This is a genomic window from Vibrio sp. R11-SG3-ISO3-SZ, assembly GCF_059834345.1.
Genome location: NZ_JCBDGX010000013.1, coordinates 1 through 16055, shown reverse-complemented (window position 1 = coordinate 16055; position 16055 = coordinate 1). Strand labels below are relative to the sequence as shown.

Here is a 16055-nt window from a genome sequence, read left to right as displayed (position 1 = left end):
CCTTTGGCGCACATTACCGAGCGTGTGTACATCTTTGGGTCCTCCATCATGGGTGGCGTCCAAACGGCCTTCCCAGAGTCACTTGATACCTTTATCGAAGATGTCAAAATGCAGCGCCCGACTCTGTTTATCTCTGTTCCCAGACTCTGGACTCTGTTCCAACAGCGTATCCAAGATAAATTGCCACAGAGGAAGCTCAATATTCTGCTCAAGATTCCGTTCGTTAATTCCCTTATCAAGAAAAAGCTCGCCGATGGCCTGGGCTTAGATCAAGCACGCGTGCTCGGCTGTGGCTCTGCGCCGGTGTCACCCGCTTTGCTCGATTGGTATCACAGTGTCGGCCTCAATATTACTGAGGCTTGGGGGATGACTGAGTCCTTTGCCTACAGCACACTCAACTACCCGTTCCGCGCTGATAAGATTGGCAGTGTCGGCAATGCTGGCCCCGGAATCGAACTCAAAATTGCCGACGATGATGAAATCATGGTACGCAGTAAAGGGATGTTCTCTGGCTACTACAAAAATGACATTGCCAGTCAGGAGTCATTCGACAGCGAAGGTTGGCTACATACTGGCGACATCGGCGCTATCGATGCTGAAGGCTACTTGACCATTCAAGGACGCAAGAAAGACACCTTCAAAACCGCCAAAGGTAAATTTGTCGCGCCAGTGCCCATTGAGAAGAAATTGTTCGAATACAGCCGCGTTGAAATGATGTGTTTAATTGGCCTCGGTCTGCCCGCCCCGATTTTGCTCGTCGTCCCGCATGACTTTCCTAACTTTGACCGTGCTCGCTATGAACGCACCACCAAAAAAGTGATTGCGCGGATGAACCAAGAGCTCGAATCGCATGAGCAAATCAAAGGGGTACTGATGATCAAAGAGCCGTGGAGCATCGAAAATGGCATTCTAACGCCCACACTCAAGATCAAACGCCATGTACTGGAACAGAAGTACCACGACGAGGGCCACAACTGGCCGAAAGGTCAACTCGTTGTCTGGGAAGAGTAACGCTAGTCGCGCTATCTTATCGAGAAGTTAAGGAGAACATGGTTCTCCTTTTTTTCGTCATGTATAGTGACGAGCAAAATGTGATTGAAAAGGATCGTCTATGGATGCAAGGCTGCATCATCTTCCGGGGTTACGGTATTTCGAAGTCGCGGCGAGGCACAACAGCTACAGTCGAGCGGCTGAAGCGCTGTTCGTCAGTCAGGCGGCGGTGAGCCAAAAAATACGTCAACTTGAAGATGGCTTAGGATGCAAACTGTTCGTGCGTGATGGTCGGGAAATGCGTCTCACAGAGCAAGGCAAGGTGCTGTATAAGCATGTCTCTCATGGGTTCGAACAGATCATTTCGGGGCTCAATCAGATTCAAGCTGAGCCGGTCGAAGGATTGCTCTGTGTCAGCTCTACGCCTTCATTTGCCTCTCGCTGGTTATTGCCACGTCTATGGAAGTTCTCAAGCCAGCATCCCAACATCCCCATTCGGATCATCACTAGCTGTGACGCGCCAAACTTAAAACAAGGTGAAGCGGATGTGGTCATTTGGCAAGGTGAGACGCTGGGTGAAGAGTGCCCATCGAAACTTCACAAAGAGTTCCTGTTTGAAGAGATCATTTATCCTTTTTGCTCCCCTCACTTAGCCAAGTCCATTAACCTGACTCAACCCGAACAGCTGCTCGCCAGTTGGTTAATTCACTATGAGTCTGGCGGTTACCCTTGGAAAAGTTGGTTTGCTAAAGCCGGTATAAAGATGGAAAAAGAGTCGGTTCGTTGGATGGATGTCAGTACCTTCGATCACGCAATGAACGCCGTCATGGCCGGGCATGGCGCCTGCTTAGTCTCTGACTCACTCGCGGCTGATTACGTCGAACGTGGACTACTCATGAAGCCCTTCGATATCGGCATGACCCCGGGCATTCAATTTAATCTCTTCTATGATAGAGAATCGACAAGGCGCGATCGTATTCAAGCTTTCGCCCACTGGCTGAGTAATGAAATTGCCCCTTGTGAATGACATCGCCCCCAGCGATATCTCGCTAGGGGTGTGTTACGTTTAAGCTTAGAGCCGACCCGATTATTGGGTTCTTAGACGTTGCCAGTACTTCTCATACACCGCTAAGGTCTCAGCACCAACATCGTTAATGAACTCCCCTTTCTTGATGTCTTCCACCGCTGGGAAAATCGTCGGGTTATTCTTAAGTTCGTCAGCTAGCAATGCGCGGCCTGCATTCGTTGCGGACGCATAGCCTAGGCTATTGACGATCTCAGCTTGCTGCTCAGCTTGGTACATAAAGTTAATGAACTTGTGTGCCAATGCTTTGTTTTGGCTGCCTGATGGAATAGTAAAGTTATCCATCCACAATACCGCGCCCTCTTCTGGCATCACAAACTTCAGCTCTGGCATTTCGACTTGGCCTTGGTAGGCATTACCATTCCACTGCATACCAACAGAGGCTTCACCGGAAACGTAAGGCATTTGTGGTGCATCTGAGTTATAGAGTAGGACGTTATCTCTCAAGGCTACTAACGATTCGTAGGCCTGCTTGATCTCGTCTTCGTTCTTCGTGTTGATGCTATGACCGTTCAATTTCAGCGCCATACCAAATACGTCACGAATATCGTCGATCAGCATCACCTGTTGTGCGTATTTCGCATCCCAAAGCTGTGCCCATTTGGTGACAGGCTCGTCAACAAGGGATTCATTGTAGCTGATGCCCGTCACGCCCCAAATGTAAGGCAAAGAGTAACGGTTGTCAGGATCATGAGCTTGGCCCAATAACCCTTCCATCGCGTCGCCCATATTCTGGACTTGCGCATGATCTATCTCAGCCAGTAGTCCTTCACGTCCCATTTTCTCGATAAAGTAGGCCGAAGCGAATACCACATCGTAACCTGAGCCTTTCACCAGTTTTAACTTGGTGTACATTGATTCATTATTTTCAAATGTTGAATAGTTAATCGTTACGCCTTCTTGTTTCTCGAACGCTTTTAATGACGCTTCTGGCAAGTAGCCACCCCAAGCGTAAACGTTCAAAACTTTATTATCTGCGTGAGAAGAAAGGCTGAGTAACAATGCGCTCAGACCCACTACTTTAGAAAACACTTTCATGGTATGCGATCCAACCTGTCCAGCAACGCGCTGGGATTCGGGCGCATAATTATTTAATTGTTAATCAATTGAAAGGGAAATTAATTAATCGTTATGAACAATATTTGTTATCGCTTAGCGAGCGCCGATAACTGCTGGTCTAAAGAGAAAACGTGGTCAAAAATAGGCATAAAAAAACCTCCGATGCTTTCGCATCGAAGGTTTGTAATCATCACACAAGTGATACGCGGTTAAGAATTACTTCTTAGCGTTGCGCTCTTTCACTTCAGCGATAACTTGCTCAGCAACGTTTGCTGGACATGGTGCGTAGTGAGCGAACTCCATAGAGAACTGACCACGACCAGAAGTGATAGTACGTAGGTGACCGATGTAGCCGAACATCTCAGATAGAGGAACGTCAGCTTTAATACGAACACCTGTTGCACCAGCTTGTTGATCTTTGATCATGCCACGACGACGGTTGAGGTCACCGATTACATCACCTACGTTGTCATCTGGTGAGAATACGTCAACGTGCATGATAGGCTCTAGAAGCTGAGCACCTGCTTTAGGCATAGACTGACGGAATGCACCTTTCGCTGCAATTTCGTAAGCGATTGCTGATGAGTCAACTGCGTGGAAGCCACCGTCGAATAGCTCAACTTCTACGTCTAGCGTAGGGAAGCCAGCTAGAACACCCGTTTCCATCATGCTCGCGAAGCCTTTCTCTACTGCAGGCCAGAATTCTTTAGGTACGTTACCACCAACAACTGTTGACTTGAACGTAAAGCCAGAGTTTGGCTCACCTGGTTTGATACGGTAGTCAATCTTACCGAACTGACCAGAACCACCAGACTGCTTCTTGTGCGTGTAGCTATCTTCAACTGCTTGAGTGATAGTCTCACGGTAAGCTACCTGCGGTGCACCGACTTCTAGCTCAACACCGTAAGTACGCTTAAGGATGTCTACCTTGATGTCTAGGTGAAGTTCACCCATACCTTTTAGGATAGTTTCGCCTGAATCTTCGTCAGTCTCTACTTGGAAAGATGGATCTTCTGCAACCATTTTACCGATCGCGATACCCATTTTCTCAGTTGAACCTTTGTCTTTTGGTGATACAGCAATCGAGATTACTGGCTCAGGGAAGATCATTGGCTCTAGAGTACATTCGTGCTTAGGATCACATAGAGTGTGACCTGTTTGAACGTTCTTCATACCAACAACAGCGATGATGTCACCCGCTTGCGCTTCAGTGATCTCGTTACGGTCATCAGCTTGCATTTCACACATACGGCCGATACGCTCAGTTTTACCTGTTGCCGCGTTAAGGATCGTATCACCTTTCTTCATCACACCTGAGTAGATACGGATGAAGGTTAGTGCGCCGAAGCGGTCGTCCATGATCTTAAACGCTAGAGCACGTAGAGGCTCGTCTGCAGATACTGTTGCAACTTCACCAGTTGGCTCACCAGTTTCTGGATCAGTTAGAGGCTGAGGCTCCACTTCTGTTGGCGATGGTAAGTAATCTACCACTGCGTCTAGTACTAGCTGAACACCCTTGTTCTTAAATGCAGAACCACAGAATGTAGGGAAGAATGCTAGGTCACGTGTACCTTTACGGATACAACGCTTGATGTCTTCGATAGAAGGCTCTTCACCTTCCATGTACGCTTCCATTAGGTCGTCGTCTTGCTCAACAGCCGTTTCGATTAGCTCTTCACGGTACTGTTCAACGTCATCAACCATGTCAGCTGGAACGTCTAAGATTTCGTAGTTCTCAGGAAGACCAGAGTCATCCCATACGTACGCTTTACGAGATAGCAGATCAACCACACCAACGAAGTCATCTTCACGGCCGATTGGAAGAACCATCACTAGTGGGTTAGCCGCTAGAACGTTCTTAACTTGGTCAACAACGTTGAAGAAGTCTGCGCCCATACGGTCTAGTTTGTTTACGAAGATCAGACGAGATACTTCTGATTCGTTCGCGTAGCGCCAGTTCGTTTCTGACTGAGGCTCAACACCACCAGAACCACAGAAAACACCGATACCACCATCAAGAACTTTTAGTGAACGGTATACTTCAACTGTAAAGTCAACGTGTCCCGGAGTATCGATAACGTTTAGGCGGTGGCCATTCCACTCACAAGTTACCGCAGCAGACTGGATAGTAATACCGCGCTCAGCTTCCTGCTCCATGAAGTCAGTCGTAGACTCACCGTCATGTACTTCACCAGTTTTGTGGATTTTACCAGTAAGCTTAAGGATACGCTCAGTGGTGGTAGTTTTACCCGCATCAACGTGCGCGAAAATACCAATGTTTCTGTACTTTGATAAATCTGCCATTGTCTTACTCTGTTTATAAGGTATAAATTGCGCGCAGAGTATATCACAATCTGTCAAGACTGATACCCTCGTGTGCACTTGTGTTCAAAAAAACTTTTCCCATCAATCTTAGCAGGAATTTTCAGTCTTTCTTACTAATCTCAACCGGATTGATTCGATATCTCGCGATAAAAAATGCTGCTTGCCAAGGCAAACAGCATTGATCATTTTCTGCCCGAATAACAATTAACGTGGGCAGATTTCTGACTGAGGGAAGAAGAACTCGATCTCGCGCGCTGCCGACTCAGGGCTGTCAGAACCGTGAACCGAGTTGTGACGCATACTCAGCGCATAGTCAGCACGAATCGTGCCGCAAGCGGCTTCTTCAGGGTTTGTTGTTCCCATCAGCTCACGGTAACGGGCAATCGCATTTTCCCCTTCTAGAACTTGAACCATAATCGGGCCTGAAGTCATAAACTCTTTCAATGCAGGAAAAAAAGGCTTCCCTTCGTGTTCAGCGTAAAAACCACTGGCCTGTTCTTGGGTTAAATGGACCATTTTCGCAGCAATGATACGAAGCCCCGCTTTTTCAATGCGATGGTAAATCTCACCAATCAGATTTCTCTCTACCGCATCGGGCTTGATAATGGAAAAGGTTCTTTCTAGAGCCATAAGTCATCCTTCAGTCATTAGTATAGTTATATGAAAATATAGGGTGTTGTGTAATCACAATAGAACATGGCCTTACGGCCATGTCACTATTCGCCAGCCTGCTCTTGCAGTACACGCGCTAAGGTTCGTACGCCGACGCCCGTAGCGCCTGCGGCCCACTTGTCCGTAGGACCCTTGCGGTAAGTGGCCGCACAGTCAAAATGCAACCAACCTTTTTTGTAATCAGCAACGAAGTAGGACAAGAACGCGGCTGCGGTACTCGCACCTGGTGCATAGTCGCCACTGCTGATGTTAGAAAGATCGGCAAAGTTAGACGGCAACATGCCACGGTGGAAGTCCGCTAATGGTAGCGGCCACAATCCCTCTTTCTCTGCTTTCGCAGAGGTCAGCGCTTGATGCGCTAGCTCATCGTCAAAACTAAACAGTGCATGGTAGTCATTACCAAGCGCATGTTTGGCTGCACCAGTGAGGGTCGCGCAATCAATAATCAGCTCGGGCTGCTGCTCGCTCGCATAAATCAAACCATCCGCCAATACCAGACGGCCTTCAGCGTCCGTATTCATGATTTCAACGGTTTTACCATTTTTGTAGGTAATGATGTCACCCAGTTTAAGTGCTCGGCCTGAAATCATATTCTCTGCACAGCAAAGGATAAGCTTCACACGTTTGTTCAAGCCACGCATGATCGCGAGGGCGAGACCGCCAGTGATCGTCCCAGCGCCGCCCATGTCTGACTTCATTGCCGTCATCATGTTCGAAGGTTTTAGACTGTAGCCGCCTGAGTCAAACGTGATGCCTTTACCTACAAGGCAAGCAAAGACGGGTGCATTCTCATCACCGGTCGGGTTGTAATCCAATTGCAGCATTGCGGATGTGCGCTCTGAGCCACGACCGACGGCATAGATACCCTGCCAATCTTCAGCGAGAAGGTCTTTGTCTTTAACAATACGTGCCGTCACTGTCCCTTCTGGTGCAACGGATTTAATGAACTCTGCCGCCATAGTGGCCAGCTGACGTGGTGCCACCTCTTCAGCGGGTTTATTGATTATATCTCGGGTGAACTCTGTCGCTTTGATGCGCGCATCGAGCTCAGCTTGATCCGCATCTGACAGAGCGCCCCAGGAAAGCAGGCTGGTTTTCTTCGGGGCACGGAAGCCTTGATGGAAAGCCCAAATGCTTTCTAGATCCCATCCTTCGCCCTCGAGTGAAGCTTCTCGAATACCTTGCGCTTCTAACTTGCGCGCAGCACGCTGAATCGCGCCTAAATCATGACTGTCGCTAAGGTGGATCGTTGCGCCATTCGCCACGAATGAAAGGATGGCTTTTTCACCCCATTGTGGTGCGGCGGCTTGTTGGCTTAAAAAAACAGACATCGTTGTAGACATGGTTTCTCCTTGTCTTATCTGAGCGCTGCCTACGCTCTTATTCTATGCTTTGACGGATGTTAGCATTTTGTAGGGTTAAAGTGTCAACTTGATAAAAAAACGGACCATAGGGTCCGTTTTTTTTAGTAAGTTTTGTTAACTCTGCAAGGTTTTCTCTCAACCCGCGTTAATCCATCTCATCCATCCAGCATAAGATGACGGCTTCGAGGATTTTTTCATTGGAGCGGTTGGGCTCATCATCGAAGTCATCGAGCTCTAAAATCCACTGATGAAGATCCGTAAAGCGCACGGTTTTAGGATCCGTATCTGGAAATTTGTCACACAGCTCGATGGCAATATCGCGTGAATCTGTCCATTTCATTGCTTACCTTCCTGTTTCAACTCACATGGGGTACAGTGATTAATGATCTTCTGATGCGTGGTTCAATGTGTACTTTGGTATTTCCACAACCAAATCTTCATCCGCGACTCTCGCTTGACAGCCCAGGCGTGATTCTGGCTCCAAACCCCACGCTTTATCTAGCATGTCATCTTCCAGCTCATCGCTCTCTTCGAGCGAATCAAAGCCTTCACGGATCACAACGTGGCACGTCGTGCATGCACACGATTTTTCGCATGCATGTTCAATTCCAATTCCGTTTTTTAATGCCACATCCAGTACCGTTTCGCCCGATTGGGCGTCTAGCACCACCCCTTCAGGGCACAAATCTTCGTGAGGCAATACAATAATCTTAGGCATAACGTGTTTCTCTTATAGTTCGTCCACGGACTGACCAGACAGTGCCGCGCGAATCGATTTGTCCATACGACGAGAGGCGAAGTCTTGGCTCGCTTTGTCTGTTTCTTTGATACCTTGCTCAATCGCATCGGCATCATCACCATTACGTAGCGCTATCAATTGCTCGATAACGTGCAACAGTTGTTGGCGCTCTTGTTCTGAAAGTAGCTCATCGCCATCCGCTTGCATGGCGGCGAGTAGACCTTCAATCACACGGTCAGCCTCTACACGCTGCTCTGCCAATGCGCGAGCCATCATGTCTTCTTTGGCGTGCGTCATGGAGTCACGTAGCATGTTCGCGACTTCATCGTCACTGAGACCGTATGACGGTTTCACTTGAATTTCAGACTGAACGCCCGTGCTCTTTTCCATCGCAGTCACTGAGAGCAAACCATCTGCATCGACTTGGTAGGTCACACGGACGTGCGCTGCACCAGCGGCCATCGGCGGAATGCCTTTTAGGGAGAAACGAGCTAATGAGCGACAATCGTCCACCATTTCACGTTCACCTTGCACAATGTGCACACTCATCGCTGTTTGACCATCTTTGAAAGTCGTAAATTCTTGCGCACGAGCAACAGGAATCGTCGTATTGCGTGGAATGATTTTTTCAACCAATCCTCCCATTGTCTCGATGCCGAGCGACAATGGAATCACATCCAGCAGCAACATTTCAGAGTCCGGTTTGTTGCCTGCCAACACATCCGCTTGGATACCTGCGCCAATCGCCACCACTTCATCTGGATTGATGCTGGTCAGCGGAGTGCGGTTAAAGAACTCACCGACCATTTCACGCACTAGCAACGTTCGTGTGGAACCGCCAACCATCACGACTTCTTGCACTTCATTGGCTTCAACCTGCGCATCTTTCAGTGCACGGCGACAAGTCAGCAGTGTTTTTTTCACTAGCGGTTGAATCAATGTTTCGAATTCTGCGCGCGTCACCGTACCTTGCCAATTGAGCAGCGAGACATCAACGGCCTCTTGATCTGAAAAAGCAATTTTGGTTCGAGTGGCCACATTAAGGGCTACGCGGTAATCATGACTGGAAAGGCGCGTGGTTATCCCGGCTTTGTCGATCAGATAATCAGCGAGCAAGTGATCGAAATCATCGCCGCCCAACGCAGAATCACCGCCTGTCGCCAATACCTCAAAAACGCCTTTAGAGAGGCGGAGAATTGAGATATCAAAAGTGCCGCCACCAAGATCGTAAACCGCGATCACGCCTTCTTGCCCGGAGTCCAAACCATACGCAATCGCGGCGGCGGTTGGCTCATTGAGCAAACGTAGCACATGCAGACCAGCCAGTTTTGCCGCATCTTTTGTGCCCGCGCGCTGCGCATCATCAAAGTAGGCTGGCACAGTAATGACAACGCCAGCCAGTTCGCCACCTAGGCTTTGTTCTGCGCGTTGACCCAGTGAGCGCAAAATATCTGCCGAAACTTCAATTGGGTTCTTGTTCCCCATTGCAGTGCGCAGTACTGGCAATCCATTGTCACTGGCTTGCATCTCATAAGGTAAGTTGGGGTAACGCGTTTGGATGTCGGATAAAGAGCGTCCAATCAAGCGTTTAACGGAAATAATGGTGTTTTCCGGATCCGCCTCAGCTAGAGCAGCGGCGTCATAGCCTACTTCGATGTTGTCACCCGAGTAGTTCACAATCGAAGGCAATAGGCTTCGACCTTGCTCATCTTTTAATGTCTTGGCTTGGCCACTTTGTACCGAAGCCACCAGAGAGTTGGTTGTACCTAAATCAATACCCGCCGCGAGTTTGTGCTCATGGGGAGCAGAACTCTGGCCAGGCTCTGCAATTTGAAGTAATGCCATGATGGATCCTTGTTACTCACTAGCCGAGGAGGTTATCTTCGACTCGCTCAATTTCGTGTTTTAATTTCGCAATGAATTTAAGTTTTCTGACGCTGTCCGCTGCTTCTATCCAGCGTTGTTCATCCAGTTGCTGCTGCATACTCTCCAACTGCTGCTGATGCATGCGGCTGACTTTCGCATCGAAGTCAAACAGCGCCGTCTCCACATCGCCACTCTGGCTCATTTCTTCTAGCTCTTCACGCAGCTCCATTTGCTCCATGAGAAACATCGGATCCTGCATCGTCTGCTGCTCCGAGCGGATGTCCACCCCTTGCTGTTGCAGAATATACTCCGCCCGGCTGATGGGATTTTTTAGCACGTGGTAAGCGTCATTGATCTCAGAAGCTTTCTGTACCGCCATTAAACGATCACGCTCAGAACCACTGGCAAAGTTGTCTGGATGAAAACGCTTCTGGAGTTCACGGAACTGTGAAGAAAGAAGGCTACCATCCAGATTAAACTGACTTGGTAGCCCAAATAATTCAAAGTAATTCATTAAGAATTCTGTCCTTGGTCGTCAATCGGTAGGGACATGCCCTACCCATATCATCAATTAAACGTTAAAGCTCTCACCACAACCACACTCGCCTTTTGCGTTCGGGTTGTTGAACTCGAAACCTTCGTTGAGCCCTTCCTTAACATAATCAAGTTCGGTGCCATCTAGGTAAACGAGGCTTTTCTTGTCAATGATCACTTTGACACCAGAATGCTCAAATACTTCATCTTCTTCATTGAGATCATCGACAAACTCGAGCACATACGCCATACCAGAGCAACCTGTCGTTTTCACACCCAAGCGCAAGCCAATGCCTTTACCTCGGTTTTCTAAGAAGGTTCTTACGCGGCTTGCCGCTGTCTCTGTCATTGTGATGGCCATACTGCACCTTAGTTTTTTATTTGACGATGATAATGGGAGAGCGAGCCTCCCATTGTAACTTATTGTTGGTGTTTTTTCTTATAGTCAGCAACGGCTGCTTTAATGGCGTCTTCCGCCAAAATAGAGCAGTGTACTTTTACCGGTGGAAGCTCGAGCTCCTCAGCAATTTCCGCGTTCTTAATCGCCGCGGCTTCATCGATGCTCTTACCTTTTACCCACTCTGTGACGAGAGAGCTAGACGCAATCGCGCTACCACAACCGTAAGTCTTAAATTTCGCGTCTTCAATAATGCCCTCTGGGGTCACTTTGATTTGCAGTTTCATTACGTCACCACACGCTGGTGCGCCAACCATGCCGCTACCAACCGATGGATCTTCTTTATCAAACGAACCAACGTTACGTGGGTTTTCGTAGTGATCAATTACTTTTTCGCTGTATGCCATGATATTTACCTCGAATCCTCTATCTCATTCCCTGGGGAAACCTATCTATTAGTGGTGCGCCCACTCAACAGTGCTTAGGTCGACCCCTTCCTTGTACATATCCCATAGAGGAGACATGTCACGTAGCTTGTTTACCGCTACGCGAATTTGTTCAATTGCGTAATCAATTTCTTCTTCAGTGGTGAAACGACCAAATGAGAAGCGAATTGAGCTGTGTGCCAGTTCATCATCTAAACCGAGAGCGCGCAGTACATAAGATGGCTCTAGGCTAGCAGAGGTACACGCACTGCCTGAAGACACCGCAAGATCTTTCAGCGACATAAGCAAAGATTCACCTTCTACAAACGCGAAGCTGATGTTTAGGTTTTGTGGTACACGTTGCTCTAAGTCACCATTGATGGTCACGGCTTCTAAGTCTTTCACACCATTGAGTAGACGCTCACGCAATGCCAAAGCATGGTCGTGATCTTTCTGCATCTCTTCCTTTGCGATACGGAAGGCTTCGCCCATACCGACAATCTGATGTGTTGCCAGTGTGCCAGAACGGAATCCGCGTTCATGACCACCACCGTGCATTTGCGCTTCTAGACGAATACGAGGCTTACGACGAACGTACAAGGCGCCAATGCCTTTAGGACCGTACGCTTTGTGCGCTGAAAGAGAAATCAGATCAACTTTCATCTCTTGAACATCGATAGGCACTTTGCCCGCAGACTGCGCTGCATCGACGTGGAAAACAATCTTGCGCTCACGACACAACTCACCAATAGAGGCGATATCTTGAATCACACCGATTTCGTTGTTCACATGCATGATAGATACAAGAACCGTGTCGTCACGCATCGCCGCTTCAAGCTTATTCATATCGATGATGCCGTTTGATTCTGGCTCTAGGTATGTCACCTCAAAGCCTTCACGCTCTAATTGACGGCAAGGATCAAGAACTGCTTTGTGCTCGGTTTTGCAGGTAATGATATGTTTACCTTTCTTCTCATAGAAGTGTGCAGCACCTTTGATAGCGAGGTTGTCAGATTCAGTCGCGCCTGACGTAAAGACGATTTCACGAGGATCTGCATTGAGCAAATCTGCAATGTTCTCACGGGCCGTGTCTACCGCCTCTTCAGCCTGCCAACCGTAACGGTGTGAACGTGATGCAGGGTTGCCAAACGTACCGTCCATTGTCATGTACTGAACCATTTTTTCAGCAACACGTGGATCAACTGGGCAAGTCGCTGAATAATCTAAATAAATCGGCAGTTTCATTCTCTACTCCAATGTAACAGGCAGACCGCTTAAGAGCGGACGTTGACACCGATGGGTGCGGTGCTTGTATTTTTGTTGGTAAACCCATGATTGACAGCAAGATCGATATCTTGACGGTCTGAAATTTCTAATACTTCATTGTCATTCATCAACTCACCGAGTGTGATGTTGTTGAGGAAATCACTAATTCGAGAACTCAGGTCACGCCATAGCGTATGAGTTAGGCAGCGAGTACCACCTTGGCAGTCACCTTTACCATTGCATTTCGTCGCATCGACCGACTCATCGACCGCTGCGATAACAGTACCAATAGCAATAGTATTCGCTTCTGCACCAAGACGGTAACCACCACCAGGGCCACGTACACTCGCCACTAGGCCAGCTTTACGTAGCTTAGAAAACAGTTGCTCTAAGTAAGACAAGGAGATGCCTTGACGCTCAGAAATGTCCGCAAGCGGCACTGGATTTTGTTGTGAGTGCAGAGCCACATCTAACATGGCTGTCACTGCGTATCTTCCTTTAGATGTAAGTCTCATATAACACCATATCCACATCGTTTATGTGGTAGGAAGTTTTTCATACTTGACCAAAATGGTCAAGTATTTAATTGACTAATTTACTCAGGTATTCATCCCTAAGCTTACTGTGGCTTTACCCTTTGGAAAGCTGCTTCTCGATAGCGCTCAACATACCGCGTAAAATATTGAGCTCTTGGGCCTCTGGCCTCGCTCGATTGAACAACCGGCGAACCTTGTTCATCACTTTACCGGGCTGCTGCTGATTTATAAACTGGGTCTCGGTCGCGACTTTTTCAAGGTGCTCAAAGAACATTTCCAACTCTTTATGCTTGGGGTATTCAGCTTCAGATGGGGCATATTGCGCTTGCTCGGCATCGAGATAAGCCACTCGGACTTCGTAGCTGAGGGTTTGCACTGCCATAGCGAGGTTGAGAGAGCTGTACTCCGGGTTAGCAGGTATGCACACGTGATAGTGACACGTTTGCAACTCCTCGTTAGTTAGACCAGTTCGTTCTCGCCCAAAGACAAGGGCTACAGGTGCCTGCTGCCCTTCAGCGACAAATTTTTTGCCGCACTCTCTTGGTGTCAACATCGGCCATTCAAGGGTTCTGGAGCGGGCACTCGAACCCACCACGAGCACACACTCTTTTACTGCCTCTTCTAAGGTGCTGACCACTTCGGCGTTCAACGCAATGTCCGATGCCCCCGACGCCAACGCAATCGCTTGTTCATCAACTTCACATTGAGGATCGACCAACACCATGTTGGATAAGCCCATGACTTTCATCGCACGCGCTGCAGAACCAATATTGCCCGAATGTGAGGTGCCAACTAAGACAACCTTAACGTTATTTAACATCAAACCGTACCAAGATAAAAACCGCTGCGAGATATTAACATATACCTGAGTAAAATGGTCAGACCCTTAAGAGCATAAAAGTTAAGAGTTCAAAAAATAACCACTTCCATTTATCGAGCAATCTGATATACTCCCGCCCGTTTTTCTGTTCTTTAACATCCGTTGGGAAATTAGTATGCATCCAATGCTTAATATCGCTATTCGTGCTGCACGAAAAGCTGGCAACCATATTGCTAAATCTTTAGAAAATGCTGAGAAGATCGAATCAACTCAGAAAGGCACGAACGACTTTGTCACTAACGTCGACAAAGAAGCAGAAGCTATCATTATCGATACCATCAAGGCTTCATACCCAGAGCACTGCATTGTTGCAGAAGAAAATGGGGTTATTGAAGGTAAAGATAAAGACGTACAATGGATCATCGACCCACTGGATGGCACCACAAACTTTGTGAAAGGTTTGCCTCATTTCTGCGTTTCTATCGCTGTTCGTTTTAAAGGTAAAACGGAAGTAGCGTGTGTTTACGATCCTATGCTTAATGAACTGTTTACAGCGCAACGTGGCGCAGGTGCACAGCTCAACAATGCGCGCATCCGTGTGAAACAGCTAAAAGATCTACAAGGCACTGTGCTTGCAACGGGTTTTCCATTCAAGCAGAAACAGCACTCTGAATCTTACCTAAAAATTCTTTCAGCGCTCTTTGTTGACTGTTCAGACTTCCGTCGCACTGGCTCAGCTGCGTTGGACCTATGCTACATGGCTGCCGGCCGCGTAGACGGTTACTTCGAGCTAGGACTGAAACCTTGGGACATCGCTGCAGGTGAACTGATTGCTCGTGAAGCTGGCGCAATCGTGACAGACTTTGCAGGCGGCACAGAGTACATGAAGTCAGGCAACGTTGTGGCATCAAGCGCACGTGGCGTGAAAGGTATGCTTAAGCACATCCGTGAAAATGGTAACGAAGCTATCCTGAAGTAACCGAAACTTCACCCTATTTCTAGCCCACTCCTCGAGTGGGCTTTTTTGTATCTAACGATAGATATCCCCATCAGCATGCTGGTTAAAGGCAATATCGCTTTTAGCAAGCTTGGCTTTCCGAACGCTAGTTATCGATATTTCGTGACGTGTTGGTTAGTCAAAAAGTTCGAAAACGAGAGTTCCTAATAGAGATACCAGGAAGACGGGACTGGTGATCTAGAGATTCGAGCACCCGATACGTGCCGATTTGGAATAGGGATAATCCGCTGCTCTGAGCATTGGGTGACAGCCACAACCACGGGTTTTTATAGATACAAAAAGGCTCTAGTCTTTCGACTAGAGCCTTAGATATGGCAGGGGTGGAGAGATTCGAACTCCCAACACGCGGATTTGGAATCCGCTGCTCTGCCAATTGGAGCTACACCCCTAAAATAGGTTCAAATTGTTCGTGGAAGAGATATTCGAACTCCCAACACGCGCCTTCTCGAGGACTTTGGGGAATCCGCTGCTCTGCCAATTGGAGCTACACCCCTATCTTCGTGTTTATCGAGACGACTCTCATATAAGTGGCGGAGTGGACGGGACTCGAACCCGCGACCCCCGGCGTGACAGGCCGGTATTCTAACCAACTGAACTACCACTCCGCAGTGGTCTATTTAAAGTCTTATATCAATCGTGCTTCAAATAGATAATGTTCAAAGCCTGGCGATGTCCTACTCTCACATGGGGAAACCCCACACTACCATCGGCGCTAATTCGTTTCACTTCTGAGTTCGGCATGGAATCAGGTGGGTCCAAATCGCTATGGTCGCCAAGCAAATTCTTTAATTCGGAAAGCTGTTTTCAGTTCTTACACATTCAATGTTCTTACATTGAGTCCATCAAAACCCTTTGGGTGTTGTATGGTTAAGCCTCACGGGCAATTAGTACAGGTTAGCTCAACGCCTCACAGCGCTTACACACCCTGCCTATCAACGTTCTAGTCTCGAACAACCCTTA

The 16055-nt window shown here is 48.0% G+C and carries 16 protein-coding genes, 2 tRNA genes and 2 rRNA genes; 3 read left to right on the top strand and 17 right to left on the bottom strand.

The genetic code is table 11. The features are described from left to right. Together AC6R1O_RS01770 and AC6R1O_RS01765 are read left to right on the top strand one after the other, a co-directional pair. The coding region (locus AC6R1O_RS01770; RefSeq protein WP_500656396.1) for an AMP-binding protein at positions 1 to 1011 on the top strand (1011 nt) is incomplete at its 5' end. 100 nt (positions 1012 to 1111) lie between these two features. Further along, the gene (locus tag AC6R1O_RS01765; protein ID WP_500633026.1) at positions 1112 to 2017 is read left to right on the top strand and encodes a LysR substrate-binding domain-containing protein; all 906 of its coding nucleotides are present in this window, start codon (positions 1112 to 1114) and stop codon (positions 2015 to 2017) included. A gap of 60 nt (positions 2018 to 2077) precedes the next feature. Here the strand turns inward: AC6R1O_RS01765 and AC6R1O_RS01760 are convergent, their stop codons facing one another. From AC6R1O_RS01760 to trmJ, 13 genes are all read right to left on the bottom strand, one after another. Next, positions 2078 to 3112, bottom strand: coding sequence for an ABC transporter substrate-binding protein (locus tag AC6R1O_RS01760; protein ID WP_500633025.1), 1035 nt, complete (start codon positions 3110 to 3112; stop codon positions 2078 to 2080). 237 nt (positions 3113 to 3349) lie between these two features. Beyond that, positions 3350 to 5437 carry an elongation factor G gene (gene fusA / locus AC6R1O_RS01755; RefSeq protein WP_500631704.1) on the bottom strand — a complete coding sequence of 696 codons (2088 nt, stop codon included), beginning with the start codon at positions 5435 to 5437 and terminating at the stop codon, positions 3350 to 3352. A 225-nt stretch (positions 5438 to 5662) separates the two neighbouring features. Beyond that, complete coding sequence (gene ndk / locus AC6R1O_RS01750; RefSeq protein WP_334551437.1) at positions 5663 to 6088, bottom strand: nucleoside-diphosphate kinase; 426 nt, start codon at positions 6086 to 6088, stop codon at positions 5663 to 5665. 86 nt (positions 6089 to 6174) lie between these two features. Further along, the gene (pepB, locus tag AC6R1O_RS01745) at positions 6175 to 7473 is read right to left on the bottom strand and encodes an aminopeptidase PepB (RefSeq protein ID WP_500633024.1); all 1299 of its coding nucleotides are present in this window, start codon (positions 7471 to 7473) and stop codon (positions 6175 to 6177) included. 166 nt (positions 7474 to 7639) lie between these two features. Then, positions 7640 to 7834 carry a Fe-S cluster assembly protein IscX gene (iscX, locus tag AC6R1O_RS01740; protein ID WP_334551440.1) on the bottom strand — a complete coding sequence of 65 codons (195 nt, stop codon included), beginning with the start codon at positions 7832 to 7834 and terminating at the stop codon, positions 7640 to 7642. A gap of 39 nt (positions 7835 to 7873) precedes the next feature. Next, a complete protein-coding gene (fdx, locus tag AC6R1O_RS01735; RefSeq protein ID WP_500631702.1) occupies positions 7874 to 8212 on the bottom strand; it encodes an ISC system 2Fe-2S type ferredoxin in 339 nt (112 codons plus the stop codon). Positions 8213 to 8224: 12 nt separating this feature from the next. Next, entirely contained in the window at positions 8225 to 10078 is a 1854-nt protein-coding gene (gene hscA / locus AC6R1O_RS01730; protein ID WP_500633023.1) for a Fe-S protein assembly chaperone HscA, read from the bottom strand. 19 nt (positions 10079 to 10097) lie between these two features. Continuing rightward, positions 10098 to 10613 carry a co-chaperone HscB gene (gene hscB / locus AC6R1O_RS01725; RefSeq protein WP_334551445.1) on the bottom strand — a complete coding sequence of 172 codons (516 nt, stop codon included), beginning with the start codon at positions 10611 to 10613 and terminating at the stop codon, positions 10098 to 10100. 57 nt (positions 10614 to 10670) lie between these two features. Beyond that, positions 10671 to 10994: an iron-sulfur cluster assembly protein IscA gene (gene iscA, locus AC6R1O_RS01720; protein ID WP_334551446.1), complete on the bottom strand. Its 324-nt coding sequence runs from the start codon at positions 10992 to 10994 to the stop codon at positions 10671 to 10673. A gap of 59 nt (positions 10995 to 11053) precedes the next feature. After that, positions 11054 to 11437 (bottom strand): Fe-S cluster assembly scaffold IscU, encoded by a 384-nt coding sequence (gene iscU, locus AC6R1O_RS01715; RefSeq protein ID WP_138970401.1) that lies wholly within the window; start codon positions 11435 to 11437, stop codon positions 11054 to 11056. 48 nt (positions 11438 to 11485) lie between these two features. After that, the gene (locus tag AC6R1O_RS01710; RefSeq protein WP_334551449.1) at positions 11486 to 12700 is read right to left on the bottom strand and encodes an IscS subfamily cysteine desulfurase; all 1215 of its coding nucleotides are present in this window, start codon (positions 12698 to 12700) and stop codon (positions 11486 to 11488) included. Positions 12701 to 12729: 29 nt separating this feature from the next. After that, positions 12730 to 13236, bottom strand: a complete 507-nt coding sequence (gene iscR / locus AC6R1O_RS01705) for a Fe-S cluster assembly transcriptional regulator IscR (protein ID WP_334551450.1) — start codon at positions 13234 to 13236, stop codon at positions 12730 to 12732. Positions 13237 to 13351: 115 nt separating this feature from the next. Next, entirely contained in the window at positions 13352 to 14077 is a 726-nt protein-coding gene (gene trmJ / locus AC6R1O_RS01700) for a tRNA (cytosine(32)/uridine(32)-2'-O)-methyltransferase TrmJ (RefSeq protein WP_500633022.1), read from the bottom strand. A gap of 175 nt (positions 14078 to 14252) precedes the next feature. Here trmJ and suhB point away from each other — a divergent pair, with 175 nt between their 5' ends. After that, positions 14253 to 15056, top strand: coding sequence for an inositol-1-monophosphatase (gene suhB, locus AC6R1O_RS01695; RefSeq protein WP_500626970.1), 804 nt, complete (start codon positions 14253 to 14255; stop codon positions 15054 to 15056). 351 nt (positions 15057 to 15407) lie between these two features. On the opposite strand, the gene AC6R1O_RS01690 is transcribed toward suhB, so the two are convergent. The 4 genes from AC6R1O_RS01690 to AC6R1O_RS01675 all read right to left on the bottom strand — a co-directional run. Further along, positions 15408 to 15484: transfer RNA gene (locus AC6R1O_RS01690), tRNA-Trp, on the bottom strand. Positions 15485 to 15623: 139 nt separating this feature from the next. Then, positions 15624 to 15700, bottom strand: a tRNA-Asp gene (locus AC6R1O_RS01685). Between the two features lie 56 nt (positions 15701 to 15756). Further along, positions 15757 to 15872: ribosomal RNA gene (rrf, locus tag AC6R1O_RS01680) — 5S ribosomal RNA — on the bottom strand. 86 nt (positions 15873 to 15958) lie between these two features. Beyond that, positions 15959 to 16055 (bottom strand): 23S ribosomal RNA (locus tag AC6R1O_RS01675); the annotation flags it as partial.